We start from the raw sequence: 26,170 nt of genomic DNA on the forward strand, positions 1-26,170 counted from the left end.
CCGCCGGTGAGTGTGACGGCCAGCGGGACACCGCTCGCGTCGGTGATCAGGTGGTGCTTGGAACCGGGTTTGCGGCGGTCGACCGGGCTCGGCCCGGTGTGGTCCCCCCTGTGAGCGCGCGCAGGTGAGTGGAGTCGACCAGGGCCGCGGACGAGTCCAGTAGCCCGGCGGCGCGCAGTTCGGCGAGTAGCAGCTCGTGCAGCTGCTGTCAGACGCCGGCCTCGTACCACTCGGTCAACCGCCGCCAGCAGGTCGAACCCGACGCGCCGAACAAGGCAGTGGGCAGCCGGCAGCCGATGCCCGTGCGCACCGCGTAGAGGATGCCTTCCAGCGCGGCACGGTCGTCGGCACGTCTGCGACCTGGATAGCGGAAGCGCCTTGGGGACATCGGGATCAACGGGATCAACGGTTCCAGCCGAGCCCAGAGCTCGTCGGTCAGGACCTCCTCGCGCACACAGTGATCTTGGAATGTCCTGTCCCGCAGGCAAAGCCGACACGCCAGCTCATTTTGAACTGGTCACTTAGGCAGTCATCACACCGAGTGGCGTCCTGATCGCTGTCATCTGACGAAGGCACGGACGCGACGTGATCGTTCTGACCGACCAAGTGTGCAACGACCGCACACGCTGAGACGCTCGCTGCCTCAGCGATGCATGGTCGTCGAACATCCGGACATGCCGCTGATGGCGTTGCTCGAGCGCGCTCAAGACCGATCGTCGGAGTCAGCTTGCGTTCAAGAAGCTCGGGGAGCACAACTGAAACCTCTCATCCCAGCTACATCCGGAGGTCGTCATGGCTTGGTCAGAACAGATCGGCACGCAATCCTGGCGAGTCCGCTACCGCACCGGCGACGGGCACACCGCCTCGATCTCCGGCTTCACTACCCAGCGCGCAGCCGACAATTACGCCGCCGACATCGAGTGCGACCAACGCCGCAACACCTGGCTCGATTTCACCCGCAGTCGCACCACCGTCGCTCAGTGGGTCACGACCTGGTTCGCTGCCCTCGACCTCGACCCGCGCACGATCGACAACTACCGCAGCGTCCTGCGCTGCCACATCCTGCTCCGCTGGGGCGCCACACCACTCAACGCCATCACCACACTCGGCGTGAACAAGTGGATCAGCGACTCGCGCCAGCTCGGCTACGCCAACACCACCGTCGCCTCCATCATCAAAGTCCTCTCCATGATCCTCACCGACGCCGTCGACGAAGGCCTCATCCCCACCAATCCCATCCGCCGCTACCGCCGCCGCGACCAACAGACGATCACCGAAGATCAACGCAGAACAACAGAAAACCCGCCTGACCAGAGAAAATCGCTAGATCAGATGGGTTCTACCTACAAGTGGAGCTAAGGGACTCGAACCCCTGACCCTCACACTGCCAGTTTGGTCCACAAAGGACTCCTACCAGCACAAACACTAGAGCCCCAACAACTCCAACGCAACTAGCCGCCGTTCAGCGCCGTTGAGCGCCGTTCCATGACGTTCAACTACCTGCCCTGCTCCAGTTCCGCCCCAGGACGATCAGTGTGAGACGCCCAGTCAGCGTCGCAACGAGCCGTCAGCAGGTTGAGCGGGTCATGACGGCGCGATGAGCAGAACCGGCTTCCGCGCAGGCGAACAGTGGCGTGGAATCAAAGATCACGGCCTGCGGCTGTAGCACTAGACGAGAAAAGCAATCCAGGAAAGGACCGCAGCGGGGAATTCTCGCGGCGTGAGCCGGCCCATCAGGCAAAGGTGGCTCTCGCAGTACCTGTATCACCAGGGTCTCCCCCACGTCCAGGAAGCCTGTCAATCTTTCGACAGCACGGGCTTCCACGACAAAGGGACGAAGACCAATGGCGGACAGCCAGTTCACCACTCACGCAGACCTTTTCGATCTGAGTGGGAAGCAAGCACTTGTCACTGGCGGCACCAGGGGCATTGGAATGATGATAGCGCGCGGCCTTCTGCAGGCGGGCGCACGCGTCATCATCAGTTCACGCAATGCAGACGCGTGCGCGGAGGCGGAACGTCTGCTGTCCGGATTCGGCGACGTTCGAGCAATCCCCGCCGACCTTTCCAGGCACGACGAGTGCCATCGCCTCGCTGATCTCGTCAAGGCCGACTCGGAACGCCTGGACATCCTCGTCAACAACGCGGGAGCGATGTGGCGCGAGCCGCTGGAGACGTTCCCGGACGAAGCGTGGGACACGGTGATCGACCTCAACCTCAAGTCGCCGTTCTGGCTGGTGCAGGCGCTGCTCCCCGCACTGCGCAGGGCGGGCACCGCCGATGATCCCGCGCGGGTCGTCAACATCGGCAGCATCGCCGCCATCCACGTCGCCGCGTCGCCCAACTACTCGTACGCCGGCAGCAAGGCGGCGCTCCACCAACTCACCAGGGTGCTCGCCAGGGAACTGGGCCCGCAGCACGTCACGGTGAACGCGGTGGCCCCGGGACCGTTCCCGTCGCGGATGATGGCGTCCACGCTCGACGCCATCGGCGACACGATCGCGGCGAAGGCCCCTCTGCGCCGGCTCGGCCGCGACGACGACATGGCGGGTGTCGCCGTGTTCCTGGCCAGCCGGGCCGGTTCCTACCTCACGGGTGCCGTGATCCCGGTCGACGGCGGCATCGCCACGACCGCGTCAGGCACCTAGGTCTCGACGCGGTCGTCGGGGGTACCGGCAGTGCCTCCCTTCGCCTGCGGACAACACCTACGGTGAGGGGGTGGTCACGATCGATCTGCGCACCGAGATCAAGGAGTTCCTGAGCTCGCGGCGCGCGCGGCTCACACCCGAGCGGGCCAGACTGCCCGCCCACGGCGGCAACCGCCGGGTCAAAGGCCTGCGGCGCGAAGAGGTGGCTCTACTGGCAGGGGTGTCGGTCGACTACTACGTGCGCATGGAGCGAGGCAGCCTCACCGGCGCCTCCGACGGGGTGCTCGACGCGTTGGCCTCCGCCCTGCAACTCGACGAGGCCGAGCGCGATCACCTGTTCCACCTCGCGCGGCAGTCCAGGACGCCCGGCGGTGCACGCCGCCGGCGACCCGTCGTGACGGTGCGTCCGGCTCTTCAGCGGGTGCTCGACGCCATCACCGATGCGCCGGCGTGGATTTGCAACGGCCGTTACGACGTCCTGGCCACGAATCAACTCGCCCGCGCGCTGTACTCACCGCTGCTCGCCGACACGCGACGGCCGGCGAACACCGCGCGGTTCGTGTACCTGGATCCCGAGGCGGCAAGAACGTTCTTCGTCGACTACGACCGAATCGTCTGCGACGTGGCCGCGAAGCTGCGCATGGAGGCCGGCCGCAACCCGCACGACGAGGAGCTGATCGCCCTGGTCGGTGAGTTGTCGACACGCAGTGAACTGTTCCGGCGGCGGTGGGCGTCCCAGGACGTTCGGCTCCACCGGTCCGGACGCAAGCGCCTGCACCACCCGGTCGTGGGCAGGCTGGACCTCGACGTCGAGTCGATGGAGATGTCCGCCGAACCCGGCCTGCTCCTGAACGTCTACACCGCGCCCGCCGGCACGGCGGCCGCGGACGGTCTGGCCCTGCTGGCGTCGTGGGCGGCCGGCCAGGAGAGGCCGGCGACCGAGATCCAGGCACTCGGCTGATGTTCCAGCCTTGTCAGTTCGTGTGAGAGCTCTTCACAGACCACCGGTGGTCAGCGGTTCAGGTACGCGGCCAATCCGCCGAGCTCCTCACCGGCGATGAACACCGACGACACGTGGATGAGCACTTCTTCGACGTGCACGGAGCAACCCCACGCCGCGTCGCCCCACGAGTCGGCCACCTTGAGCTCGGCCGGTGCGGAGCAGCCCGCCTTGCCGCCCAGCTGGCACTGGTCGGGGCGCGGGGCCTGGGCCTGCACGGCCGCGGCGGTGCGCATCTGGGCGGCGAGCTCCGCGGCGGCGTCCGCGCGGCGTTCGGCATCGGCGCGCAGTTCCCGTTCCACGCGCGCTGCCTCGGCCAGTGCCTCGCGTGCCGCTTCGGCGCGGGCCTCCGCGGCCTGGCGTGCCAGCTCGTTGTTGTGGCGTTCGATCGCCAGGGCCGCGGTGCCGGCGAACACCCGGATGAGGGCGAGGTCGACCTCCTGCGGGACGCGCGGTCCCCGGTGGTACATGGCGAAGGTGCCGAGCAGGGCGCCGTCGCGCGCGAGGATCGGCGTGGACCAGCAGGAGCCGAGCCCTGCCTGCTCCGCCAGGTGGCGGAAGTCGTCCCAGAACGGGTCGGTGGCGATGTCGGTGACGATGACCGGTTCGCGGCGGTGGGCCGCCGTGCCGCAGGAGCCGACGCCCTCCCCGGTGGCGATGCCGTCGATCGCCTCGTTGTAGAAGTCGGGCAGGCTCGGGGCGGCGCCGTGCCGTAGGTGCAGGCCGTCGGGATCGGCGAGCAGGACGGAGACGAGCACCTCCTGCGGCGCCAGCTCCTCGATGCACCGGACCATCCCGTCGAGCACCTCGGTCAGCGGCGCCTGACGGGCGATCTGCTCCAGCAGTGCGCGGTGCTCGGCCATCAACCGCTGCGACTGCTTGATCTGCGTGGTCTCCACACCGATCACCCGGACGCCGACCACGTCGCCGGCGGCGTCGCGGCGCGGCTCGCAGGTGAGGTCGAAGAACGCCTCCCGCGCCTCCGGGCCGACGCCCAGCACCACCCGCACGTCACGGTCGGTGGAGGCCTCGCCGGTGCGGTAGACCTGTCCGAGGAGGTCGAGGAAACCGGTCACGCCGGGCAGCACGTCCGCCAGCGCCAAGCCGGTGCGAGCGCCTTCGTCGCCGAAGACGGCGAAGAAGGCGGGGTTGGCCACCTCCAGGACGTGATCCGGTCCCGTGAACGACCCGTACAGGGCGGTGGACCGCCCGAACAGCGCCCGCAGGTCTTCCTCGGCGGCGACGGCGTCCGCCACGTCCACCGTCTGCCCGTGCGCACCAGATGCGCTCATGGCCACCCTCTCGCCATGCGTCACAGGCTCCCTGTTTGACCTCGGACGCTGTCTCTGTCCTCGCCCAGCGCGAGTACGTGGATCATACCGTCGAGGAGCTCAGGACTCCTGCCGGTCGATCATGGCGATGCCCACGAGCACCAGCAGCAGGCAAAGCAGGTGGAACAGCCCGTTGCCGATCATCATCAGGTGCACGTCGTCCACCGGGTACCACCCGGACAGCGCGCGGTGCCGGCCGAGCAGCTGGTGGATCACGATGCCGCCGAGGGAACCGCTGATGCCCAAGCCCAGCACCAGTGCCGCGCGGTTCACGTGCCTCATCCCGTCACCACCCGCACGAGCAGGAACAGGTTCAGCGCCGAGATCACGAGCGCCGCCACCGCTCCCGCCGCCGACACGACCCGCCGGTTGGCCGCCGCGCCCATCACGTCGGTGCGCCTGGTCAGCAGCACCAGGGGAACCAGCGCGAACGGGATGCCGAACGAGAGCACGACCTGACTCAGTACCAGCGCTTTCGTGGGATCGACGCCGAGCGACAACACCGCCAGCGCCGGCGCCGTGGTCACCGCTCTGCGCAGCCACAGGGGAATCCTCCTGCGCAGGAACCCCTCCATGATGACCTGGCCGGAGTAGGTGCCCACGCTGGACGCGGCCAGCCCGGACGCGAGCAGCGCCAGCGCGAACGCCAGTGCCGCACCCGGCCCGAGCAGCTGGCCGAGGCCGGAGTGCATGTCCTCCAACGACTCGCGCGGTGCGCCGGCCTGGTGGAAAGCGCCTGCCGCCACCACGAGCATGCTCACGTTCACGACGCTGGCGATGCCCAGCGCCACCACGATGTCGGTGCGGCTGGCCCGCAACGCGCTCCGCCGGGCCTCGGGCGACGGGCTGTGGTGGCGTTGGGTGAGCGCCGAGTGCAGGTAGATCACGTGCGGCATGACGGTGGCGCCGAGCATGCCGGTCGCGAGCAGCACGCTGTCCGCTCCGGCGAACCCCGGCACGAGACCGGCCGCCGCGCCGGTGAGCGGTCCGAGGTGCAGGGTCTGGTAGAGGAACCCGCCCAGCACGATCGCGAGCAGTCCCACGATCACCGACTCGAACCTCCGCCTGCGCAGCGGCGCCAGGGCCAGGATGCCGAACGACACCACCGCGGTGATCAGCGCCGCCGGCAGCAGCGGCACGCCGAACAACAGGTTCAGCGCCACCGCCGCTCCGACGAACTCCGCCAGGTCGGTGGCCATGGCCACCAGCTCCGCCTGCACCCACAGCAGCCTCACGACAGGCCGTGGGTAGTGCTCGCGGCAGAGCTCAGGAAGGTTGCGGCCGGTCACGATGCCGAGCTTCGCCGACTGGTACTGCACGAACATCGCCAGCAGGCCGGCGCTGACGATCACCCACAACAGCAGGTATCCGTGCGCCGCGCCGCCCGCCATGTTCGTCGCGAAGTTACCGGGGTCGACGTAGGCGACCGCGACGACGAAGGCGGGTCCCATGACGACCGCGGCCGACCGGACGCGGGCTGGCACCGTGATGCCGACCATCAGCTGGTCCTCCTCAGGTGAGCTTGCGGATGGCCTTCTCGATCAGCCCGAGGTTGGCCGGGCTGGTGGCGTAGAGGAGCGGGTCTGGCTTGGGCGCGGACGCGTGGCCGCCCAACGGCTCCGGGTTCATCACGTAGGAGAACTCGTGCGCGCCGTCGGGTGCGGTGCCCGACGCCCAGCCGCCCTCGGCGCCCAACGGCCCGTCGGAGTTGTGCCAGATCGTCCCCGCGTGCTCGGCGTGCTCCTCGTCGAACAGCGCGCTCGGCGAGATCGGGCCCTCGAGGCCGTCCTCCTGCAGCTCCTCGATGGCGGCGAGCCACATGTTCTGGTGGGCGGTGTCGCGCGCGAGGTTGAACTTGAGCATGTCGCGGACGCCGCTGTCGTCGGTCATGTTGTAGAGCCGCGCCGTCTGCAACCGGCCCTGGGCCTCCGCGGCGACGTTCGCGCGGAAGTCGGCCATGAGGTTGCCGCTCGCGACGATGTAGCGGCCGTTCCACGGCACGCCGTTGGCATCGGACAGCGTGGGCCCGCCCCCGCTGACGATCGCCTGCTGCGGGTCCATCCCGCCGATGATCGCCGCGACCACCGGGTCGTCGGACACCGCCTTCGCGGTCACCTCGGACGGGGCGCCCTCGAGCAGCCGCGCCACCATCGTCGCGAGCATCTCGACGTGGCCGATCTCCTCGGTCGCCACGTCCATGATCAGGTCCTTGTACTTGCCCTCCATCCGGCAGTTCCAGCCCTGGAACAGGTACTGCATCGTCACCGTCATCTCGCCGAACGCGCCGCCGATCAGCTCCTGGAGCTTGCGCGCGTAGTGGGCGTCGGGGCGGTCGGGCTTCGCTTCGAACTGCAACCTGCTGGTGTGCAGAAACATCTCGCCTCCCGTGGGGTGTGCCTCCACGGCGAAGCTAGGCAGCCTTCGTGACCCGCACGGCTCCGTGCCGACACCCGCACGACACGGGCGCGTCACCGCGGCTGGTCAGGAAGGAGCAATTTCACCCGGAGGTGTGTGAGCCCGCAACCTTCGGGCACCCGGCGACCCCGACCGCGAGGGAGGAGTGAGCACACGACATGACCGAGCTGACGTGTGCGCCGGTTCCCCGGCCGCATCTGCAGTTGCTCGACGGTTTCCGGCTGGGCCTCGGCGCGGTGCCGATCCACGTCGTGCCCGGCGCGCAGAGACTTCTGGCGCTCCTCGCCCTGCGGGAGGGCCCGGTGCCGCGCGCCGTCGCCGCGGCGTCACTCTGGCCGGAGGCCACCGCTCGTCGTGCCGCGGCGTGCCTGCGGTCGTCGTTGTGGCGGCTGGGAAGACCGACGCCGCTGGTGGTGGCGGTGGACGACGCGCTGGCCCTGAACGCGCAGGTCGACGTCGACTTCCGCCGCGCCTGCGCGCTCGCGGCGGAACCGGGCGCGGACCCCGACGCGGTGGCCGTGCTCAAGACCGACCTGCTGCCGGGGTGGCGTCAGCCCTGGGTGCAGGCCGAACAGGACTGGTGGCGGCAGGCGAGGTTGCGCGCGTTGGAGGTGCTGAGCGAGAGGTTCCGATGTTGCGGCGACCACCACCACGCCCACCAGGCCGCCCTGGCGGCGGTCCAGACCGACCCGCTGCGGGAGAGCGCGCACCGCACCCTCGTCGCCTTGCACCTCGCCGACGGCAACCCCGCGCAGGCCCTGCGCCAGTACCAGAGCTACCGGACCCTGCTGCGCGCCGAGCTCGGCCTCGAACCGTCCCCGCACATCCACGACCTGATCCGCCCGCTCCTGCGGAGTGCGCGGTGACCGTGCGGGTCTCAGGTCTGGCAGCCACAGCGGTAGTACCGGCCCGCGCCGAGCCGGTCGATCACGTCGTGCGCGTGCACCGGTTCGAACCCGAGGAGCGCGTCGCGCGCGAAGCGGTCCCCGCCGGGACCGCACCCGCGCGTCCACACGAGAAGCTCGATCTCGCAGTCCGGGTGCTCCTCCCGCAGCCGCGCGACGACAGCGCTCCTCGCTTCCGCGGTGAGAGCACCACCTTCGGGTGACTCCGCGGCGACGACGGCCACGAGGTGGGTCTCGTCCTCGCGCCAGAGGTGCAGGGCGCGCGGCCGGTGGTCCGGGTGGTCGGAGAACGTCCACTCGGGATCGTCGCGGACCAGCTCCGCCTCCGTCCGTCCCGGTAGGACTCGGGTCCCGCTCGCGCCGCGCCGGCAACGCAACCGCGCGAGCTGCTGCAGCAGCGCCTGGCGGACGGGCTCCACCTCGGCGACCAGCTCGGCGAGCTCGTCCAGCCCCGGAGCGCCTGGGTGGTCGAGGCGCCACCGCGCCAGCTGCCGGGTCATCGTCGCGTGCCCGACGCCGACGTCGTGATACTCGTCCTCGAGCTGGTCGCACCACGAGCTGTCGGCCTGTTCCGGCGTCATCTCGGCCAGCTCCTGGGCCAGACCGCGGGCCTCGCTGAGCTCGGCGCGCAGACCCGCCACGGCGACGGGCAGCATCTCGATGCCCAGCCCTGAAGGTTCACATCCCACGACCAGCACGATACGAACGTGCGGGCGGCTGTGGATGATCAACACTCGCGTGAGACCGCAAATTCGTCAATCCGTGCGACGACAGGCGAGAAACCGCCTGCGGCAGCACACTGCGTGACGACATCCCGGAGCCGGGTTCATTCGAAGTGGGCGTCTGGCCGCGGAGACGCCAGGGTAACCGCCCGGAGCTGCATCGACTGAGGGAGTTCGTCCTTGGACCGCAAGAAGATCGGGCCCTGCGTCGGCAAGCTGGCCGGGCTCTGCCTGCTCGCCGGCGTGCTCCTCGCGGGGATGCTTTTCCCCGCCACCGCGAGTTTGGGAGCGTTGTCCAACAAGCTGAGCGACCAGGTGAGTTCCACCCTTGCGCTGATGATGAACACGGATCCGCCGTTGATGACGACGGTGACGGACAGGAACGGCACACCGATCGCATACCTGTACGACCAGTACCGCGTGCGAACCCCGCCGCACAAGATCTCCCCGCACATGAAGGACGCGCTGCTCGCGATCGAGGACCGCCGTTTCCACGACCACCACGGCGTCGACTGGATCGCGACCGCACGCGCGGCGGCCCGCAACAACGCCAGCGGCTCGGTGCAGCAGGGCGCGTCGACCCTGACCCAGCAGTACGTGAAGAACTACCTCGTGCACGTGCTCGCCCGCACCGACAAGAACGCGCAGCGCGCCGCCCAGGAGCAGACCATCACCCGCAAGCTGCGCGAGGCGCGCATCGCCGTGGGCCTGGAGTCCGCGCTGAGCAAGGACGAGATCCTCGGCCGGTACCTCGACCTGGTGCCGTTCGGCTCGACGATCTTCGGCGTCTCCGCCGCCGCTCAGGCCTACTTCGGCACGACGCCGGACGAGCTGACCGTCCCCCAGGCGGCGATGCTCGCGGGCATGGTGAACAGCCCGACCGCGCTCGATCCGGAGAAGCGGCCGGACAAGGCCTTCGAGCGCAGGAACCGCGTGATCGACGCGATGGTCGTGGAGGGGAAGCTGCCGCGGGAGGAAGCGGACCGGCACAAGTTCGCTCCCCTGGGCCTGCTCAAGCCGGTCCGTCCACTGCGGACCGGGTGCGTCGGCGCCGGGCCGTCGTACGGGTTCTTCTGCTCGTTCCTCGTGGAGCACCTGATCGAGTCCGGCTTCAGCCCGGACGAGCTGAAGATCGGCGGCTACCGGATCGAGACCACGCTGGACCCGGAGATCACCGAGCACGCGAAGCAGGCCGTCGAGGCCCAGGTGCCGAAGGACACCCCCGGCGTCGCGAACACCATGGCGGTCGTGCGGCCGGGCAAGGACAGGCACGAGGTCGTGGCACTCGTGGCGAACCGCGACTACGGCCTCGACAAGGAGAAGTCCCAGACCCAGTTCGACCTGCCGAGCGGGGTGGAGAACAAGTTCGGCACGGGTTCGGTGTACAAGATCTTCACCGCGGCCGCCGCGCTGGAGAAGGGCATCGGCATCGACACGGTGATCCCGTCCCCGACCTCGTACACGTCGAAGGTCTTCAGGGGCGGCAGCCCCTCCTGCCCCTCGACGGGGGAACCGAACACCCGCTGGTACTGCCTGTCCAACCACAACGACCGCTATCCCGCGCAGATGCCGCTGCGGCAGGCGCTCGCGACCTCCCCCAACACGGCGTTCGTCATGCTGGAGGAGAAGACGGGCCTCAACGCGGTGGTGGACATGGCGTCGCGCCTCGGCATGCGCAGGACGATGGCCACCAACATCGCCGGAGTGCGGCCGGACCTGAAGGCGGGCAGGGACCTGCGGATGACCCAGGCGCAGTACTACGCGTCCAACGGCAACGCCTCCTTCACCCTGGGTCCCGCGCCGTCGAGCACGCTCGAGATCGCGAACGTGGCCGCGACGATCATGAGCGGCGGCACGTGGTGCGCTCCGACGCCGATCCGGCGGGTCGTCGACCGCAACGGCAGGCCCGTCGAGCTCACCCGCCGACCGTGCGAGCAGGCGGTCCCGGAAGCACTGGCCAACGCGCTCGCCAACGGTCTCAGCGAGGACAGCGCGGGCACCGGGACCTCCTCCGCGGCCGCGCGCAAGGTCGGGTGGAAGCGCCCGATGATGGGCAAGACCGGCACGACGGAGGAGTACAAGTCCGCCGCGTACGTCGGCGCGACGCCCGACTACGCCGCCGCGGTGCAGGTGTTCAACGACAGCACGTCGCCGAAGGGCATCTGCATCGGCGACGGACCGCCCCGCCTGTGCTCCGAGGGCAACATCTACGGCGGCACCATCCCCGCCGCCACCTGGTTCGACACGATGGTGAAGGTGCACGCGGACCTGCCGGAGAAGCCCCTGCCGCAGGTGGAGGAGCGCTACCTCCACGGCGACGCGCGGATGAAGGTCCCCGACGTCGTCGGAAAGGAGATCACCAAGGCGCTGGCGATGCTGCGCGACGCCGGGTACCAGGTGAAGACCGTGTCCGTGAGCTCGCCGAAGCCGCGGGGCGCCGTGGTCGCGCAGTCGCAGCAGGGTGTCTCGTTTTCGGGCAGGTCGGTCACGCTCTCCGTGAGCAGCGGCCCTCCCCCACCTGCGACGACGGCACCCACGCCGGCTCCGGCGACCTCCACCGCCGTGGCGCCGCCGACCGTGGCTCGTGGGCTGCCGTTCGCACCCGGCTCCGGCTGACGTTCCCCGGCGCGCCACGTCCATTCCGTGGCGCTGGGGTGGCGCATGACCAGGATCGCTGTCATCGGGGATGTCGGCGGGCACGTGAGCTTGCTGGAACAGGCGCTGCGGGAGCCGGGAACGGACGGCTCCCGGCGGACCTGGTCGTGGTCCAGGTCGTGGTCCAGGTCGGCGACCTCGTCGACCGCGGCCCCGACAGCCCCGGCGTTCTCGGCGCGGTCGAGCCGCTCCTCACCGGGCGCTGGGTGCGGCCGGCCGGCAACCACGAGGCGCAGTACGTCCCCGGCTCGGCCGCCTTCTGCCCTGACCCCTCTTCCGCCCGCCGGGGTGAAGACGTCGCGCCGGTGGTGGGCCGACGGGCGGATGCGGGTTGCCGCCGCCGAGTTGCTGAACGAACGGCCCGACCTCATTTGGCGCATGGGCGACCATGCACGTGACGACCTGGCGGGTCCACTGTGGGCAGAGTCCGGCGCTGGACTGCACGAACCGTGGATGCGCTATGACGGCGTTGTCCCGTTCGGACAGATCCAGGGCCATTCCACTGTGGTGGACTTCGGCCACCAGCGCTGGCGCTGCGACGGCCGTGTCCGCCAGCGCGCCACCGCCGACTGGTCCGCACGTCACGTCCGGGTTCGCGTCGGTGGGCGGCTGTTCATCGGGGTGGATCCTGGGCATGGTCGGGCGGGCGCTCAGAGTTGGCGGCCGTTGGTGTTCGATGATGCTGACGTGCAGATGGACTTCTCAGACTTCACGAGGACGACCGAATGACCGATTTTTTGCCTTCTCGGCGTTTTCTGCTTTTGCACGGGCTGGACAACTACCGGCCTCGGGGCCACTGGATGTGGTGGTTGGCCGAGTCGCTTCGGCAGCGTGGTGAGCAGGTGCTCTATCCGCAGTTTCCTGCACCTGGGCAGCCGTCTTTGGAGGCTTGGACCGAGCTGTTGCACGCTGAGCTGGCTCAGCTCGGTGATCGGGAGCGGGTTGTCGTGGCGCACTCCCTCGGCACCGCTTTGTGGTTGCGTGCAGCGCCGGCCCTGCCTGATGAGTTGCGGGTGGATCGGGTGCTTCTCGTCTCGCCCCTGGGAGAGCAGGCGTTTTGTGCGGAGAACCGGAATGAGGAGTTCTCCGTTTCTGGGGTTGGTTCCGAGGATGTAGCGGCGGCTGCTCGATCTACTCGTGCGGTCGTCTCTTCCACCGATCCCTATACGCCTGTTGAACCGGTTGCTTGGGCGGCTGGGCTTGGTGTTGAGGTCGACTTCCTGGATGGCGCTGGACACATCACCCCTGGGGATGGTTATGGGCCCTGGCCTGGGGCTCTCGACTGGTGTCTTGATGAGACAGTGCCTGTGCGCGGGGCGTGATTTGTCGCGGTTCCAGCGTGGTCGTGCAGACCTGTTCGCATCGCCACCGGAGGTTCCCGACGGTTCACAGGGCTTCTGGCTGTTTGAAGGTTTGCCGGTAGCGGGTCGGGCTGGTGCGCAGCGCGCGGTCGAAGTGGGCGCGTAGTGCGGTGGCTGAGCCGTGGCCGCTTCGCTCCGCCACTGCGGGGACTGGCAGGTCTGTGGTTTCCAGTAGTTCGCGGGCCAGTTGCAGGCGTTGGCGTGCCAGCCAGTCCAGAGGTGTCGTGCCGGTTTGGGTGCGGAATCGGCGCGTCAGCGTGCGGGTGCTCAGGTTTGCGTGCTTGGCGATGTCGGCGAGGGTCAGGGCGGTGGCTGCCTGCTCCCGCATCCAGGTCAGCGTTGAGGAGAGGGAGCCGTCGGCGGCTGTCGTCGTCGGCGGTGGGGGGATGAACTGGGCCTGGTCGCCGTCTCGTGTGGGTGCCATTACCACTGTGCGTGCGGAGGATGCCGCTACCGCTGCTCCGAAGTCGCGGCGTACCAGGTGCAGGCACAGGTCCAGTCCTGCGGCTACGCCTGCGGAGGTGAAGACCTTGCTTTCGCCTGTGTAGAGGGCGTTGGTGTCTACCTGCACGTCCGGGTGGCGGCGGGAGAGTTCTGCCGCTGCCGCCCAGTGGGTCGTGGCGTGGCGTCCGGACAGCAGGCCTGCCTCGGCCAGGGCGAACGCTCCTGTGCAGATCGACACCGTGCGGGCGCCTCGGGCTGCGGCGGACTGGAGCAGGGCTATTACCTCGGGTGGGGTTGGGCTGGTGTACGTCAGCCCTGGCACGATGATGGTGTCGGCGTCTTCTGCCGCGTCCAGGCCGTTCGGGGGCTCGATGCGGTAGTAGCCGATGCCGCCTGCTGTCGCTGTCACCGACGGCTCGGTGCCGCAGACCCTCACCTGGTACGGGTAGTCGCCGTTGGGCAGCTTGGTGAGGCCGAAGACCTGGCACGGGATGGCCAGGTCGAAGCCCACCACGCCGTCCATGGCCAGCACGGCTACGACGTGCGGGTCAGCGGGCATCTGCGCCGGCCTCGGTTCTGCGGCGGGCGCGGCAGCTCCAGTGGCAGCTGTCCGGGCAGACGCAGCGTGGGCGCAGGACGAACCTGGTTGATCCGTCTTCGTGGTGGACGGTGGCGTCCACTCCGAACACCGTGCCGATCGTTTCCGGGGTCAGGACGTCTCTTGGTGGGCCGTGCGCTATCAAGCGGCCGTCCTTCAGGACGGCCGCGGTGTCCGCGTACGCGGCTGCCAGGTCGAGGCTGTGCAGGGCGGCTACGACTGTGACGCCCAGGTCGCGGACCAGTTCCAGCAGGTCCAGCTGGTGGCGCAGGTCCAGGTGGTTGGTGGGTTCGTCCAGAACCAGCAAGCTCGGCTGCTGGGCCAGAGCGCGGGCCAGCAGGACGCGCTGGCGTTCGCCGCCGGACAGGTCGCCGACTCGGCGGTGGGTGAACGCGGTCAGGTTGGCGCGGTTCAGGGCGTCGTCTATCGCCTCGTGGTCGGTGCTGGTCAGGCGGTCGAACAGGCCCAGGTGCGGGGTTCGTCCCAGTGCGACGGTTTCGGCCACGGTGAACTCGAAGCCGGTGTGCTGTTCTTGCATCAGCACGCCTATGTGCCGTGCGGTTTCCGCTGCGGGTACCGACCACAGGTCGCGGCCGTCCACTCGGACGGTTCCCCCGTCGGGGCGCCGTGCCCGGTAGATGGTGCGCAGCAAGGTGGACTTGCCGCTGCCGTTCGGTCCGGCCAGCGCCACAAACTGTCCGGAGTGGACGGTCAGGCTGACTTCGTCGAGGATCGGGCGTCCGCCCAGCACTACTGAGACGGCGTTCAGGTCCAGTCTCATGCGTTCTCCTGGGTGGCGAGGCCGCGGGCCCGCATGACGAGCAGGAAGAAAGGCACGCCCAGGAACGCGGTGAGGATGCCGATCGGGAGCTCGGCCGGGGCGATCAGGATCCTGGCCGCCACGTCGGCCCACAGCAGGAACAGGGCGCCCAGCAGCGCGGTGACCGGGAGCATGCGCCGGTGGTCGGCGCCGACCAGCATGCGCGCCAGGTGCGGCACGATCAGGCCGACGAAGCCGATTCCGCCCGACACCGCCACGACCGTGCCGGTCAGCAGGGTCGTGAGGATCAGCAGGTACCAGCGCAGCCTGCTCGCGTTGACGCCGAGGGCGGCGCTCGCCTCCTCGCCCAGGACGAGTGCGTTCAACCGGCGTGCCCGCAACAGCAGCAGCACCGTTACGCCGGCGACGACGGTGGCGGTGACCGGCAGTGTGGCCCACCGCGCGCCGGACAGCCCGCCCAGCATCCAGAAGATGATCTGCTGCTGGGCGGCGGAGGAGTCGGTGCGGGCGAGCATGAACGAGGTGACCCCGGCGAACAGGTGGCCGAAGGCGACCCCGACGAGGATCAGCCGCATCGGCAGCAACCGGCCGCGGTGCCGGGCCATCACGAGCACCACCGCCATCGCGGCCGTCGCGCCCGCGAACGCCGCCGCCGGCAGGGTCAACGCGCCGAGCACCGAGGCGCCGGTCGTCAGGACCAGCACCGCTCCCACCGACGCGCCGTGGGACAGGCCGAGCAGGTACGGGTCGGCGACGGGGTTGCGCACGACGCCCTGCACCACGGCGCCCGCGAGGGCGAGGCCGGCGCCCACGACGGCGCCGAGCAGCACGCGGGGGAAGCGGATGCGCCACACGATCAGGTCGGCGGCGGCACCGGTGTCTCCCCCGCCGCCCAGGTGGTGCGCCAGGATGCGGGCGACCTCGCCGGCCGGCACGCCGACCGGTCCCACCCCGGTGGCCAGCAGCGTCGATCCGGCGAGCGCGGCGGCCAGTGCGGCGAGCAGGACGGGGTACGGCAGGGCTTTCGTGCGCACCGCCGTCGAAGAGGACGGCTTCTCGAGGGTCGTGGTCATGTCAGCCGGCGTGCAGGGCGTTCGCGAGCTGTTCCAGGCCGTCGAGGTTGAGCGGGCTGGGGAACGACACCAGGTACTGCGAGGTCGAGACGATCTTCCCCTGCCTGCCGGCGGTGGTGCCGGCGAGCAGCGGGTTGGCCCTGACCGCGGCCACCAGTTCCTGGCCCTTCAGCTTCGCGAACGTGTAGTCGGTGATGACCCACACGACCTGCGGGTCGCGCTGGACGACCTCCTCCGGCGAGATCTCCGCGTGCATCGACGACACGTCGGAGAAGATGCTTTCCCCGCCCGCCAGGGAGATCAGGGCGTGCGCGATCGTGCCGGCGCCCGAGGTCTGCAACGGCTGTCCGGCCACCGGGTTGTCCTGCAACACGAGCACCCTCGGCCTGGCGCCGGACGACACCTTGGCGGCGACCGCCCCGGCACGCCCCTCCAGTTCCGCGACGAGCTGCTCGGCGCGGTCCTGCACCCCGAAGACGGTTCCGAGCTTGCGCACGTACTCGTAGGTCGGCGCGAGATCGGTCAGCGCGCTCCCTCCCGCCTTGGCCGTGCCGCGCAGGCACGACGTCAGGCCCTTGGCCTTCATCGTGGCCAGGTCGGCGTCCTTCGGGCTGCCGGACGGACCGCCGAACGACTCGAAGCTCGTCAGCACCAGGTCCGGCTGCTGCGCGGCCACCACCTCGGTGACCGGCACCCGTTCGGCGAGCACCGGGATCTTCGCCAGCCGCTCCGCGTGCGGCGCCGTGTCGACGCTGAACGGCGCGGGAAAGCCGGTGCCCACGATCTTGTCGGCCACGCCGAGCCGCACGAGGGTCTGCGCGGCATAGCCGTCGAGCGTGACGACGCGCTGCGGTGTCCTGTCGAACGTGACGTCCTTGCCGGCGCAGTCCTTCACGGTGACCGCCGCGTTCGCGGGCCCCGGCGACGGGCTCGCCGTGCCGCACGCGACCAACGGCACCACCGCGGCCAACACCAGAACTGCTCGCCTCATCGAGCGACCGCCCCTCACTTCGTCGTCCCTGCCGGTTCCACGAGCCACAACGGTTCCCGGCGCTCGTACTCCATGGCGCGCTGCACGACTCCTGCCGCGTCCGCCCCGCGGAACCTCTCCACCAGCCACAGCGCCAGGTCCAGCCCGGAGGTGACACCGCCGGACGTGACGAGGTCACCGTCGTCGACCACTCGCGCCTCGACGTGCCGCCCGCCCGCCGCCACGAGGTCACCGACAGCCCGGTGGTGCGTGGTGCACGGCCGGCCGGTCACCAGCCCCGCGGCAGCCAGCAGCAACGCACCCGTGCAGACCGACGCCAGCACCAGATCAGGCCGCACGGCCGCGGCCAGAGCGCCGGGCAACCGGCCGTCGGCGATCTCGGCACGCACTCCGGGTGCCGCGCCCGACGCGTAGCCGCCACCGGGGACGATCAGCACGTCCGCGTCCTGCGGCGCCCAAGGTCCGGCAGGCAGCGGCAACCCGCCGACGGTCGTCGCATGTGGACGGCCTCCCAGCGCGGTCAGGCCCACGCTCACGCCGAGCCCGGCCCGTCCGGCCATGCCCAGCACCGAGTACGGCCCGACCACGTCCAGGTCGTCCATGCCGTCGAAGACGACGATGCGGACCCGCACACCAGCCTCCTCACCACCAGCGACCGTTGGGGCGTCAATGATCATCGTCGGGGCACGGCGCGGGGAAGTGGCCGCGAAGCCGACATCCGCCCGGATCTCGCCACCGCGACGAGCGCGGTCCAGCGCGTCCCAGACCAGTAGTCGGAGGGAGACCGCGTTCAGTTCCCGGCCCGGAATTCCACTTCACACGGGCGATCCGGTCGCCCGAATGGCGGGTCGCGCCGGAACACCCGGCGCACCAGGCTTCCGGCATGCCGTGGGACTGGACCACGTACGCGCAGTGGCCGACCTTCTCCGTGCTGGTCGGTGTTCCGGCGGGCCTGGCATCGGCGATCGCGTACAGCCGGATCAACCCGGTGCGCCTGTCGCCGTGGACGTGGCTGCTGTCGGTCTGCCAGTTCCCGACGGTGCTCGCGGTGTGGATCTGGCTGGACGGCCCGGAGTCGGGCTGGCTCCTGTTCGCCGCGCTCACGCTGCCCGGCTGGATGATGTACCGGTCGTCGCGGCGGGACGTGCGCAGGACGCAGGAGCGGCGGGACCGGCGGGCGCGTGAGATCGCCGCGGCGGTGATCGCGGCGCGGCCGCCGCGGTTCGCGCTGTACCTGCGGGCGTTCGGCACCACGCGCCGGCTGATCAGCCAGCCGACGGGCGGCGGAGTCGGCAGCGGTGACAGTTTCCCCGTCCACCTGGACCTGGAGACGGTCGTCCACTCGGCGTTGTGGCGGGAGATGCCGCTCATCGCGGCCGGACGGCCCGGCGACATCGGGAGCGGCGCCGGGCGGGTGGTGCTGACCGACGACGGGTGGCAGAGCGGGGTGGCCGCGCTCGCCCACGCGGCGGAGCTCGTCGTGATCATCCCCTCGGCGAATCCCGGCACGCTGTGGGAGATGAACTGGTTGCGGGAGCACGGCAAGCTCGACCAGACGATCTTCGTGATGCCGGAGTTCCCGAAGGACCCGCAGATGCGGTACTCGGTCAACCCGTTCCTGGGCTCGGGGTTCGTGCGGCGGTACGACAGCGCGGAGCACTACCTCGACCACGCGCGTGACTGGGACGCCGCGGTCGAGGCCGCGGCCACGATCGGGCTCGCGCTGCCGCCGTACCGCTACGAGGGCGCGTTGTTCCGCCTCGACCGGAGCGGGCACGTGCGTGTGGTGCGCCCGCTGAGTCTGATCTCGATCGGGCGGCGCGTGCGCAGGGTCCGGCAGCTGCTGAACGAACTGCGCGATCCGCCCGCCGTCCCGCCGCCGGTGTGTTCGGTGTTCACCGCACCGCGGTTCGACGCCACCGCGTTGGCAGGACTGACCGCCACGATGGTCGTGACCACGGCGTTCGCGTTCGCGGTCCTGCAGTGGCTGCCCCGGTGGCTTCAGATCGCGGCCTGGTCCGTGCTCGGCGTGATCACGGTGATCTGGCTGCTCCGAACCCTGCTGCGCCCGTCCGGCACTCCCATCCTCACGGTCGACGAAACGGGTCTGTCGCTGCGCTCCTCGAAGCACGACGGGTGGCGTTGGCCGTGGACCGAGATCGTCGCCACCGAAATCGTGTCGGCACCGGGTGACCAGTGCCTGGCCGTGTTCCCGGTGGCGCCGTCCTCGGATTCCAGGACGCGGTTCTGGCAGGAGGACCGGTACGTGGTCGCGGGCCTGCGGTTCATGGGGATCGACGAACGCGACCTGGTCACAGCGCTGACGCACTTCTCCGGCGGCCGCCACCGCGAGTCGCCGGGAAGGTGGGTCTCGCAGCACGACCGGGCCACGCCACCGGAGCCACGCGACCACCGGATGGCCGACGACCTGGCGCCGCTGAGCGGCTCGTGGCTTCCTGACCAGACGTGGTTGGGGCAGAGCCTGGGCTCCCGGCTCGGGTTCGCGTGCGCGTGGCTGCTGGTGGGCGGGCTCTCGCTGTGGGGCTGGTACGGCTGGACCGGCTTCGCGAGCGGGTTCTGGGCGGTGCTCGCCCTGCCGCTCTGGATCTTCGGCCTGTACGCGGTGCTGAACAGGCTGCCGACCGCCCTCGGCGGCAAGCGACTGCTCCTGAGCTCGTCCGGCATGACCTGCTTCCCGCCCGGCAGCGTGCGACCTCCGGTGTACCTGCCGTGGGAGGAGCTCAGGTCGGTCACCGTGCCGGCCGACTGGCCGCCCGAGATCGTCGCCGAGCCGGTCGGCCCGCCGATCGAGGACAGCCCGGCGCACGGGCTCTGGTCCGCCGAACGCGGGCGTTACGCGATCGGCATCGCGGGAATCCCCCTGTCCAGCGTCCGTGTCGCGCTCTCCTGGTTCAGGGAGGTTCCCACGGACGCCGGATGAGCTGCGGGTGGTCGTGATCGACAACGTCCGGCCGGCCTGACAGGCTGGGACGGAGTGGAATGGAGGCAGCGTGACACCGATGGAAGCGACGACCGAGGTCGAGGAGAACGCGGTGGTCCTCCGGGTCACCGGAGAGGTCGACTCCTACACCGCACCGCTCCTGCACGAGCACATGGCCGCGGCCTTCAAGAAGGCGGCCAGCGCCGGGCTCGCGGTCGTCCTGGACATGTCCGGCGTCTCGTTCCTGGCCTCGTCCGGTCTCTCGGTGCTGGTCGAGTACCACCTGCGCGGCGCGGAGAAGGGCACACCGCTGCGGGTGGTGGCTCCGGCCGGGAGCGTCCTGCGCGCTCTGCGCGCGACCACGTTGACCGAGCTGCTCGAGCTCTACTCCAGCGTGTCCGAGGCGCTGCGGCGCTCGCGGTAGGCAGTGGCTTCGCCCTCGGTGGCGAGCGCCTGCCGTAACGCCGTGCGCAACGCGGTGGTGGCTTCCACCCGCGGCTGGAGGATCAGCGCGGCGAGAAGGCTTCCTCGGCCGGCTGCTCGTGCCCCATCGCCACGGCCTGGGCGAGCAGGGTGAGCGCGGCCTGGGAGGGTGATCCCGGGTCCGCCGTGACGACGGTCAGCGTCTGGTCCGGGGCGTGCGGGATGCGCAGTGTCTGCTGCTTCACCACGATCTCCCCGGCGACGGGGTGGTGCATGTGGTGCGCGGTGCTGGCGCAGGCGCGCACCCGGTGGTCCGCCCACATCGTGGCGAACTCGGGGCTCTTGGTCGCCAGCTCACCGACGAGTGCGCTCAGCTCGCGGTCATCGGGGTGCTTGCCGGCGGTCAGGCGGAGGTTGCCGACCACGGCACGGGCCTTGAGCGTCCAGTTCTCGTACATGGCTCGGGTGTGCGCGTCCAGGAAGACCAGCCTGGTCATGTTCGGGCGGTCCGCGGGTCGCTGGGGGCTGGAGTGGTCGAGGTGCCCGGCGAAGAAGGCGTGGCCCAGCGGGTTCCACGCCAGCACGTCGCCGCGCCTGCCCAGCAGGATCGCCGGCTGGGCGAGGGAGGCGATGAGCTCGGCGGTGTCGGGCGAGACGCGCTCGGCCGGTGGCTTCGGGGCCGAGCGGTGGCGTCGTGGCTGGGCCAGTTCACGCAGGTGCGCGTGCTCGTCGGCGTTGAGCTGCAACGCGCGGGCGAGCGCCGCCACCACCTCCTGCGAGGCGTGCAGCGCCTGGCCCTGTTCCAGCCGGACGTAGTAGGAGGCGCTCACGCCGGCCAGACCGGCGACCTCCTCACGGCGCAGGCCGGGGACCCGTCGCCGTTCACCGTAGGTCGACAGGCCGACCTGCTCCGGTCGCAGCCGCGCCCGGCAGGCCTGGAGGTACTCGGCCAGCTGTCCGCTCATACGGCCAGTATGCGCACACCGGCCACGCCCAGCCTGACCACGTCAGTGGTAGGCAGGAGCGGGTCTGGTTGCCCGCGGCCGGGGTTCGCAGCATCGACGGCATGGACACGATCGAACTGGGTGAGGTCACCGTCACCCGCGTGTGGGAGTACTACGGCTCGGTGGAGCTGACGCCCGAGCAGTTCTTCCCGGACATCCCGCGGCAGGACTGGGAGGACCAGGCCGGGTGGCTGGTGCCGGAGTTCCACGACCCGGCCACCGGCACCGTGCGCGCCGCGATCCAGACCTGGCTGCTGCGCAGCGAGGGCAGGACGATCCTCGTCGACACCGGGGTCGGCAACGGCAAGGAGCGCCCGTACTCGCCGGTCTGGAGCCACCTCGACACGGACTTCCTGGACAACCTCGCCCGCGCCGGCGTCCGCCCCGAGGACGTGGACGTCGTCATCAACACCCACCTGCACGTCGACCACGTCGGCTGGAACACGCGTCTCGAGGACCGCGCCTGGGTGCCGACCTTCCCCAACGCCACCTACCTGATGCCGAAGGACGACTTCGACTTCTGGAACCCCGCGAACAACAGGGCGCAGGTGCTCGGCCGCGGCAACCAGAACGTCTTCGAGGACAGCGTCGCCCCCGTGCACCAGGCCGGCCTGACCCGGCTGTGGGAGCACGGCCACCGGATCGACGCCCACCTGCGCCTGGAACCGGCCCCCGGCCACACGCCGGGCAGCAGCGTCCTGACCCTCGCCTCCGGCACCGACCGCGCGGTGTTCGTGGGCGACCTGATGCACACCCCGGTGCAGGTCCTCGAACCGGACGCCAACAGCTGCTTCTGCGAGAACCCCGCCGAGGCCCGCGCCACCCGCCGCAGGATCCTGGGTGAGGCCGCGGACACCGGCACCCTCGTGTTCCCTGCGCACTTCCCCGGCGGGGGCGCCGTGGAGGTCGTCCACGACGGAGGCACGTTCGGCATCAAGGACTGGGCGCCCTTCTCCCCGTACGAGGAGAGGTGAGGCGGGTGGAGGTCGTCACCACCCGAGGCGCCGTGCGCGGGCTGAGCCAGGACGGGACCGCCGTTTTCCGCGACATCCCCTACGCCGCACCGCCTTCCGGTGCCGGCCGGTTCGCGCCGCCCGCGGAACACGAGCCGTGGCACGATGTTCGCGACGCGACCGGGTTCGGGCCCACCGCTCCGCAGGCGCGGCGCGTGCTGGGCAGCATGGACCCGAGCGCCTACTTCGGTGAAGGCTGGCACCGCGGCGAGGACTACCTCACCGTCAACGTCCGGACCCCCGGCCCCGCGGCCACCGGCCCCGCGGCCACCGGCCTGCCCGTCACGGTGTTCGTGCACGGCGGCGGGTTCGTCGCGGGATCCGGCCGCGCCGAGCTGTACGACGGGTCGGCGTTCGCCCGTGACGGCGTCGTGTTCGTCACCGTCGACTACCGCCTCGGCATCGCCGGGTTCCTCGACCTCCCCGGCGCACCCGCCAACCGCGGCCTGCTCGACGTGGTCGCGGCCCTGCGCTGGGTGCGGGAGAACATAGCCCGTTTCGGCGGCGATCCCGGCACCGTCACGGTGTTCGGCCAGTCCGCGGGAGCCACCGTCGTCAGCGGGCTGCTGGCCACGCCCGAGGCCGCCGGTCTGTTCCGGCGCGCGATCGTCCAAAGTGAAACGGCCTGGGCGCCTTCTCCTCCGAGCAGGCGTCCCTCGTCACCCACGCCGCCGCCGGGCTCCTCGGCATCGGGGCGACCGCCGACGCCTTCGCGGAGATCTCCGACGAACGGCTCGCCGAGACGGCGTCACGGCTCGCGGGCATCGACCTGCACACCGCGACGCACACCGATCCGCTGGTCGGGCTGAGCCCGTTCAGCCTGGTCCTCGACAAGCAACCGGCGGACGCGATCGCCGCCGGGGCCGACCTCCTCATCGGCAGGAACACCGAGGAGGGCAACCTCTACCTGGTCCCGTTCGGCACGTACGCCGGCTCGACCAGCGCCGACGTCGAGGCCTTGGCGGCGAAGGCGCACCCCGACCCGGTGCGGCTGGTCGAGACCTATCGCGCACAGCGGCCCACCGCCACCGACGGGGAGATCCGTTCCGCCGTCCTGGCAGACGCCCTGTTCGGTGCGGGCACCTGGGCGCTGACCGAGGCGCACGCCGGCTCTGGCGAGGCCACGTTCGCCTACGAGTTCGCCTGGCGCTCGCCCGCGCTCGACGGACAGCTCGGTGCCACGCACTCGGTCGAGCTCCCGTTCGTGTTCGGGCGGACCGATCTCCCCGCGCTACGCGGACCGAACCGGTTGCTGGGCGACGACGAGCCACCGGCGTCCCTCGTCACGCGGGTCCACGACAGCCGGGTCCGCTTCGCCCGCACCGGAGATCCCGGCTGGCCGCGCTACACCGCGGACCGGCGCGCCACCATGCGGTTCGACGTGGACAGCGACACCGTCGACGACCCGCGCGGGGCGGAACGGCAGGTGTGGAACCGTTCCGCCGGCCTCACTGCCGCGATCCGCCCGAAGACGCCAGTGCGTCGTTGATCGGTCCGCAGAGCGCGCGGGCGCCGTTCCTCAGCGCCAGTAGTCGTTCGCCGCCGCGATGGTGGCGTACTCCGTCGCCACGACCTGAGCGATGGCGATCAGGCTGTGGTGGTCCTCCGCGTAGACGAGCCTCAGGCGCTGACGGACGTCCGCGTCCGGCTGGGTCGCCTTCACGATCAGCCTGGCGAGTTTGACGGCGAGAGCGCGTCCTTCCTCAGGGGTGGCGGTGATCAGGGTGTTGCCGGGTACCAGTTCCATCGGTGTCTCCTCATCTGGTTCGCGCTGACGATCAGCGCGAAGTTCCTCTGTCGAGGCTGTCCGGGGGATCAGCTGCCGTCGGCTCGGCGGGGCAGCACGTCGATGACCGCGGAGAAGTCCCTGTCCCCCAGGCCGGACGTGCCCAGACGCGCGTACAGGTCGTGCACCGCGGACGCCAGGGGCAGGTCGAGCCCGACGCTCGCGGCCGCGCTCAGCGCGAGGTCGAGGTCCTTGCGCATGAGGTCGCCCTTGAACCCCGGCCGGAAGCCGTGGTCGGCCGGACTGCTGTCCACCACGCCCGGCACCGGCGGGCGGGTGCGCAACGACCAGCTGTCGCCGGAGCTGGTGGTGCTCACGTCGTAGAGCAGCCGCGGGTCGACCCCGAGGGCCTGGCCGAGCCGGAAGCTCTCCGCCACGGCCACCATCGAGGTCGCCGCCATGACCTGGTTGGCCAGCTTCACCGTGGAGCCCATGCCCGACCCTCCACAGTGGATGATCCGCGCGCCCAGCACGGACAGCAGCTCCCTGCTCCTGTCGAGCACGTCGGCGCCGCCGCCGACCATGATGGTCAGGGAACCGTCCGCGGCTCCCTGGCTGGACCCGCTGACGGGGGCGTCGAGCACCGCCACTCCCCTGGCCCGCGCCACCGTCGCGACGTTCCGGCTCGTCATCGGGTTGATCGTGCTCATGTCGATGAGGACGCTGCCCGGCGAGGCCGCGGCCAGCACGCCGTCCTGGCCCGTGGTGGCGTCCAGGACGTGCTGGCTGTTCGGCAGCATGGTGATGACGAACGCGGCGTCGCGGGCCGCGTCCTGCGGTGAGGCCGCGCCGCGCGCTCCCGCGTCCAGAAGCGGTTGCATCGCCGCGAGATCTTTGTCGTAGACCGCGAGTCTCCATCCTGCGGAGAGCAGGCGGCTCGCCATCGGCCGTCCCATCGTGCCCAGGCCGATGAAGGCCACACGCGGTGAGGTGTCCGTGGTCATTGTCGACGTTTCTCCTTGCTGCATAGGATGATCACGTGAACGTGCTGGTGAAGCTCTGCTCGGGCGGCGACGGCGGTCCACCGGTGGTGTGCTTCCCACCGGCGGGGTGCGGTTCGGGCTGGTTCCGGCCCCTGGCGTCCGCGCTGGGGCCGGGGACCGAGGTGTACGCGGTCGAGCTGCCCGGCCACGGCCGGCGCCTGCGGGAGGCGCCGCTGGCCGACGCACGGGCCGTTCTCGACGAGGTGACCGCGGCCCTCGACGAACTGATCGGCGGACCGTGCGTGCTGTTCGGGCACAGCATGGGCGGCCTGATCGCGTACGAGACCGCCCGTGCGATCTCCGATCCGTCGCTGCTGGTCGTCTCCGGCTGTCAGGCGCCCAGCCTCAGAAGTGCGCTGCCGCGCCGTCACGAGCTTTCCGACGACGCCCTGGTCGCCTCCATGGTCGATCTGGGCGCGGCAGCGGAACCGTTCGAGGTGGAGGAACTGCGCCGCATCGTCCTGCCGCTGCTGCGCGCCGACCTGCGGCTCGTGGAGACGTGGCCACTGGTGGAGCGTCCGCCGATCGAGATCCCGATCCTGGTGCTGGCCGGCACCCAGGACCCCGACGCCCCGCCGCGGGACGCGGTCGCGTGGGCCGCGGAGACCACCGCCCGGTGTGAAGTCGTGGCGCTGGACGGCGACCACTTCTTCCCCGAGCGCCAACCCCAGGAGATCGCCGCACTGCTGCGCACGGCTCGTTCGGCCGTCTAGGCCTGGTCGTGCGGCTCCAACCAGACGATCTTGCCGTAGGTGACGGCGAGGTGGGTCATGCCGGGCCCGTCCGGCGTCGCGCCGTGCCAGTGGTCCTCGTCGGGCGGACAGGCGACCGCGTCACCCGCCCGCACGACGACGGGTTCCTGGCCGCGCGACTGCACGTAGCCCTCCCCCTCGGTGACGAACAGCAGCTGACCGCCGGTGTGCCGGTGCCAGCTGTTGCGGGCGCCGGGTTCGAACCGCACGAGCAGCACGCTGGCCTCGTCGGGCGGGGCGCCCACGGTCAGCTCTCGCAGAGCCGTGGTGCCGGTGAAGTGCTCGTGGTACCGCTGCGGCAGAGGGGGAATCTCCTGCAGGGCGTTCGAGCTGATGAATTCCAC

The 26,170-nt window shown here is 70.4% G+C and carries 27 protein-coding genes and 1 pseudogene; 13 read left to right on the forward strand and 15 right to left on the reverse strand.

What is annotated here, in order from left to right; all coding sequences use genetic code 11:
• Positions 1 to 454: pseudogene (locus tag VM306_RS07835) on the reverse strand (transposase); the annotation flags it as partial.
• A 338-nt stretch (positions 455 to 792) separates the two neighbouring features.
• On the opposite strand from VM306_RS07835, the gene VM306_RS07840 reads away from it, so the two are divergent.
• The 3 genes from VM306_RS07840 to VM306_RS07850 all read left to right on the forward strand — a co-directional run bounded on the left by VM306_RS07840 (position 793) and on the right by VM306_RS07850 (position 3,609).
• On the forward strand, positions 793 to 1,359 hold the full coding sequence (locus tag VM306_RS07840; RefSeq protein ID WP_325512482.1) for a hypothetical protein: 567 nt from the start codon (positions 793 to 795) through the stop codon (positions 1,357 to 1,359).
• 485 nt (positions 1,360 to 1,844) lie between these two features.
• Positions 1,845 to 2,648, forward strand: coding sequence for an SDR family oxidoreductase (locus tag VM306_RS07845; RefSeq protein WP_325512484.1), 804 nt, complete (start codon positions 1,845 to 1,847; stop codon positions 2,646 to 2,648).
• A gap of 70 nt (positions 2,649 to 2,718) precedes the next feature.
• On the forward strand, positions 2,719 to 3,609 hold the full coding sequence (locus VM306_RS07850) for a helix-turn-helix transcriptional regulator (protein WP_325512486.1): 891 nt from the start codon (positions 2,719 to 2,721) through the stop codon (positions 3,607 to 3,609).
• Between the two features lie 50 nt (positions 3,610 to 3,659).
• Here the strand turns inward: VM306_RS07850 and VM306_RS07855 are convergent, their stop codons facing one another.
• From VM306_RS07855 to VM306_RS07870, 4 genes are all read right to left on the reverse strand, one after another.
• The gene (locus VM306_RS07855) at positions 3,660 to 4,940 is read right to left on the reverse strand and encodes a GAF domain-containing protein (RefSeq protein WP_325512488.1); all 1,281 of its coding nucleotides are present in this window, start codon (positions 4,938 to 4,940) and stop codon (positions 3,660 to 3,662) included.
• 99 nt (positions 4,941 to 5,039) lie between these two features.
• Positions 5,040 to 5,261, reverse strand: a complete 222-nt coding sequence (locus VM306_RS07860) for a DUF2243 domain-containing protein (RefSeq protein ID WP_325512490.1) — start codon at positions 5,259 to 5,261, stop codon at positions 5,040 to 5,042.
• Positions 5,258 to 6,478: an Nramp family divalent metal transporter gene (locus VM306_RS07865; protein ID WP_325512492.1), complete on the reverse strand. Its 1,221-nt coding sequence runs from the start codon at positions 6,476 to 6,478 to the stop codon at positions 5,258 to 5,260. The genes VM306_RS07860 and VM306_RS07865 overlap by 4 nt, the downstream gene beginning before the upstream one ends.
• A 13-nt stretch (positions 6,479 to 6,491) precedes the next feature.
• Positions 6,492 to 7,355, reverse strand: coding sequence for a manganese catalase family protein (locus tag VM306_RS07870; protein ID WP_325512494.1), 864 nt, complete (start codon positions 7,353 to 7,355; stop codon positions 6,492 to 6,494).
• Between the two features lie 197 nt (positions 7,356 to 7,552).
• On the opposite strand from VM306_RS07870, the gene VM306_RS07875 reads away from it, so the two are divergent.
• Positions 7,553 to 8,260: an AfsR/SARP family transcriptional regulator gene (locus VM306_RS07875; RefSeq protein WP_325512496.1), complete on the forward strand. Its 708-nt coding sequence runs from the start codon at positions 7,553 to 7,555 to the stop codon at positions 8,258 to 8,260.
• An 11-nt stretch (positions 8,261 to 8,271) separates the two neighbouring features.
• On the opposite strand, the gene VM306_RS07880 is transcribed toward VM306_RS07875, so the two are convergent.
• On the reverse strand, positions 8,272 to 8,988 hold the full coding sequence (locus tag VM306_RS07880; protein ID WP_325512498.1) for a hypothetical protein: 717 nt from the start codon (positions 8,986 to 8,988) through the stop codon (positions 8,272 to 8,274).
• A 213-nt stretch (positions 8,989 to 9,201) separates the two neighbouring features.
• On the opposite strand from VM306_RS07880, the gene VM306_RS07885 reads away from it, so the two are divergent.
• The 3 genes from VM306_RS07885 (at position 9,202) to VM306_RS07895 (ending at position 12,998) form a co-directional block, all read left to right on the forward strand.
• Positions 9,202 to 11,637: a penicillin-binding protein gene (locus VM306_RS07885; RefSeq protein ID WP_325512500.1), complete on the forward strand. Its 2,436-nt coding sequence runs from the start codon at positions 9,202 to 9,204 to the stop codon at positions 11,635 to 11,637.
• A 327-nt stretch (positions 11,638 to 11,964) separates the two neighbouring features.
• Complete coding sequence (locus tag VM306_RS07890; protein ID WP_325512502.1) at positions 11,965 to 12,405, forward strand: hypothetical protein; 441 nt, start codon at positions 11,965 to 11,967, stop codon at positions 12,403 to 12,405.
• Complete coding sequence (locus VM306_RS07895; protein WP_325512504.1) at positions 12,402 to 12,998, forward strand: RBBP9/YdeN family alpha/beta hydrolase; 597 nt, start codon at positions 12,402 to 12,404, stop codon at positions 12,996 to 12,998. Before VM306_RS07890 ends, VM306_RS07895 begins: the two co-directional genes overlap by 4 nt.
• A 64-nt stretch (positions 12,999 to 13,062) precedes the next feature.
• Here the strand turns inward: VM306_RS07895 and VM306_RS07900 are convergent, their stop codons facing one another.
• Genes VM306_RS07900 through VM306_RS07920 form a run of 5 tightly spaced genes read right to left on the reverse strand, consistent with a single transcriptional unit; the run spans position 13,063 to position 17,556 of the window.
• The gene (locus VM306_RS07900) at positions 13,063 to 14,013 is read right to left on the reverse strand and encodes a GlxA family transcriptional regulator (protein WP_325512506.1); all 951 of its coding nucleotides are present in this window, start codon (positions 14,011 to 14,013) and stop codon (positions 13,063 to 13,065) included.
• A gap of 16 nt (positions 14,014 to 14,029) precedes the next feature.
• Positions 14,030 to 14,860, reverse strand: coding sequence for an ABC transporter ATP-binding protein (locus VM306_RS07905; protein ID WP_325512508.1), 831 nt, complete (start codon positions 14,858 to 14,860; stop codon positions 14,030 to 14,032).
• Complete coding sequence (locus VM306_RS07910) at positions 14,857 to 15,933, reverse strand: iron ABC transporter permease (protein ID WP_325512510.1); 1,077 nt, start codon at positions 15,931 to 15,933, stop codon at positions 14,857 to 14,859. Before VM306_RS07910 ends, VM306_RS07905 begins: the two co-directional genes overlap by 4 nt.
• 1 nt (position 15,934) lies before the next feature.
• Entirely contained in the window at positions 15,935 to 16,924 is a 990-nt protein-coding gene (locus tag VM306_RS07915) for an ABC transporter substrate-binding protein (protein WP_325512512.1), read from the reverse strand.
• 14 nt (positions 16,925 to 16,938) lie between these two features.
• Positions 16,939 to 17,556 (reverse strand): DJ-1/PfpI family protein, encoded by a 618-nt coding sequence (locus VM306_RS07920; protein ID WP_325512514.1) that lies wholly within the window; start codon positions 17,554 to 17,556, stop codon positions 16,939 to 16,941.
• 251 nt (positions 17,557 to 17,807) lie between these two features.
• Between VM306_RS07920 and VM306_RS07925 the strand changes: the two genes are divergently transcribed.
• Together VM306_RS07925 and VM306_RS07930 are read left to right on the forward strand one after the other, a co-directional pair.
• A complete protein-coding gene (locus VM306_RS07925; RefSeq protein ID WP_325512516.1) occupies positions 17,808 to 19,865 on the forward strand; it encodes a hypothetical protein in 2,058 nt (685 codons plus the stop codon).
• 79 nt (positions 19,866 to 19,944) lie between these two features.
• Positions 19,945 to 20,289, forward strand: a complete 345-nt coding sequence (locus VM306_RS07930; RefSeq protein WP_325512620.1) for an STAS domain-containing protein — start codon at positions 19,945 to 19,947, stop codon at positions 20,287 to 20,289.
• Between the two features lie 82 nt (positions 20,290 to 20,371).
• Here VM306_RS07930 and VM306_RS07935 read toward each other — a convergent pair whose 3' ends face one another.
• Positions 20,372 to 21,253, reverse strand: a complete 882-nt coding sequence (locus VM306_RS07935) for a helix-turn-helix transcriptional regulator (protein ID WP_325512518.1) — start codon at positions 21,251 to 21,253, stop codon at positions 20,372 to 20,374.
• Between the two features lie 101 nt (positions 21,254 to 21,354).
• Here VM306_RS07935 and VM306_RS07940 point away from each other — a divergent pair, with 101 nt between their 5' ends.
• Genes VM306_RS07940 through VM306_RS07950 form a run of 3 tightly spaced genes read left to right on the forward strand, consistent with a single transcriptional unit; the run spans position 21,355 to position 23,794 of the window.
• Positions 21,355 to 22,266, forward strand: a complete 912-nt coding sequence (locus tag VM306_RS07940) for an MBL fold metallo-hydrolase (RefSeq protein ID WP_325512520.1) — start codon at positions 21,355 to 21,357, stop codon at positions 22,264 to 22,266.
• A 5-nt stretch (positions 22,267 to 22,271) separates the two neighbouring features.
• Complete coding sequence (locus VM306_RS07945) at positions 22,272 to 23,114, forward strand: carboxylesterase family protein (RefSeq protein WP_325512522.1); 843 nt, start codon at positions 22,272 to 22,274, stop codon at positions 23,112 to 23,114.
• A gap of 11 nt (positions 23,115 to 23,125) precedes the next feature.
• Positions 23,126 to 23,794, forward strand: a complete 669-nt coding sequence (locus VM306_RS07950) for a carboxylesterase family protein (protein WP_325512622.1) — start codon at positions 23,126 to 23,128, stop codon at positions 23,792 to 23,794.
• Positions 23,795 to 23,824: 30 nt separating this feature from the next.
• Here VM306_RS07950 and VM306_RS07955 read toward each other — a convergent pair whose 3' ends face one another.
• A complete protein-coding gene (locus VM306_RS07955; protein WP_325512524.1) occupies positions 23,825 to 24,052 on the reverse strand; it encodes a hexameric tyrosine-coordinated heme protein in 228 nt (75 codons plus the stop codon).
• Between the two features lie 68 nt (positions 24,053 to 24,120).
• Positions 24,121 to 25,035, reverse strand: a complete 915-nt coding sequence (mmsB, locus tag VM306_RS07960) for a 3-hydroxyisobutyrate dehydrogenase (protein ID WP_325512526.1) — start codon at positions 25,033 to 25,035, stop codon at positions 24,121 to 24,123.
• A 35-nt stretch (positions 25,036 to 25,070) separates the two neighbouring features.
• On the opposite strand from mmsB, the gene VM306_RS07965 reads away from it, so the two are divergent.
• Entirely contained in the window at positions 25,071 to 25,787 is a 717-nt protein-coding gene (locus VM306_RS07965) for a thioesterase II family protein (protein WP_325512528.1), read from the forward strand.
• Here VM306_RS07965 and VM306_RS07970 read toward each other — a convergent pair.
• On the reverse strand, positions 25,784 to 26,170 hold the full coding sequence (locus VM306_RS07970; RefSeq protein WP_325512530.1) for a cupin domain-containing protein: 387 nt from the start codon (positions 26,168 to 26,170) through the stop codon (positions 25,784 to 25,786). The two genes, VM306_RS07965 and VM306_RS07970, sit on opposite strands and share 4 nt — an antisense overlap.

It is taken from the genome of Lentzea sp. (assembly GCF_035525475.1).
In the GTDB taxonomy this organism is placed as follows: domain Bacteria; phylum Actinomycetota; class Actinomycetes; order Mycobacteriales; family Pseudonocardiaceae; genus Lentzea.

Excerpts from the sequence above, each read along its gene's own strand:
- VM306_RS07840 (WP_325512482.1), top strand. The coding sequence starts at position 793 with ATGGCTTGGTCAGAACAGATCGGCACGCAATCCTGGCGAGTCCGCTAC.
- VM306_RS07845 (WP_325512484.1), top strand. The coding sequence starts at position 1,845 with ATGGCGGACAGCCAGTTCACCACTCACGCAGACCTTTTCGATCTGAGT.
- VM306_RS07855 (WP_325512488.1), bottom strand. The coding sequence starts at position 4,940 with ATGAGCGCATCTGGTGCGCACGGGCAGACGGTGGACGTGGCGGACGCC.
- VM306_RS07860 (WP_325512490.1), bottom strand. The coding sequence starts at position 5,261 with ATGAGGCACGTGAACCGCGCGGCACTGGTGCTGGGCTTGGGCATCAGC.
- VM306_RS07865 (WP_325512492.1), bottom strand. The coding sequence starts at position 6,478 with ATGGTCGGCATCACGGTGCCAGCCCGCGTCCGGTCGGCCGCGGTCGTC.
- VM306_RS07870 (WP_325512494.1), bottom strand. The coding sequence starts at position 7,355 with ATGTTTCTGCACACCAGCAGGTTGCAGTTCGAAGCGAAGCCCGACCGC.
- VM306_RS07875 (WP_325512496.1), top strand. The coding sequence starts at position 7,553 with ATGACCGAGCTGACGTGTGCGCCGGTTCCCCGGCCGCATCTGCAGTTG.
- VM306_RS07895 (WP_325512504.1), top strand. The coding sequence starts at position 12,402 with ATGACCGATTTTTTGCCTTCTCGGCGTTTTCTGCTTTTGCACGGGCTG.
- VM306_RS07905 (WP_325512508.1), bottom strand. The coding sequence starts at position 14,860 with ATGAGACTGGACCTGAACGCCGTCTCAGTAGTGCTGGGCGGACGCCCG.
- VM306_RS07910 (WP_325512510.1), bottom strand. The coding sequence starts at position 15,933 with ATGACCACGACCCTCGAGAAGCCGTCCTCTTCGACGGCGGTGCGCACG.
- VM306_RS07915 (WP_325512512.1), bottom strand. The coding sequence starts at position 16,924 with ATGAGGCGAGCAGTTCTGGTGTTGGCCGCGGTGGTGCCGTTGGTCGCG.
- VM306_RS07925 (WP_325512516.1), top strand. The coding sequence starts at position 17,808 with ATGCCGTGGGACTGGACCACGTACGCGCAGTGGCCGACCTTCTCCGTG.
- VM306_RS07930 (WP_325512620.1), top strand. The coding sequence starts at position 19,945 with ATGGAAGCGACGACCGAGGTCGAGGAGAACGCGGTGGTCCTCCGGGTC.
- VM306_RS07935 (WP_325512518.1), bottom strand. The coding sequence starts at position 21,253 with ATGAGCGGACAGCTGGCCGAGTACCTCCAGGCCTGCCGGGCGCGGCTG.
- VM306_RS07940 (WP_325512520.1), top strand. The coding sequence starts at position 21,355 with ATGGACACGATCGAACTGGGTGAGGTCACCGTCACCCGCGTGTGGGAG.
- VM306_RS07955 (WP_325512524.1), bottom strand. The coding sequence starts at position 24,052 with ATGGAACTGGTACCCGGCAACACCCTGATCACCGCCACCCCTGAGGAA.
- mmsB (WP_325512526.1), bottom strand. The coding sequence starts at position 25,035 with ATGACCACGGACACCTCACCGCGTGTGGCCTTCATCGGCCTGGGCACG.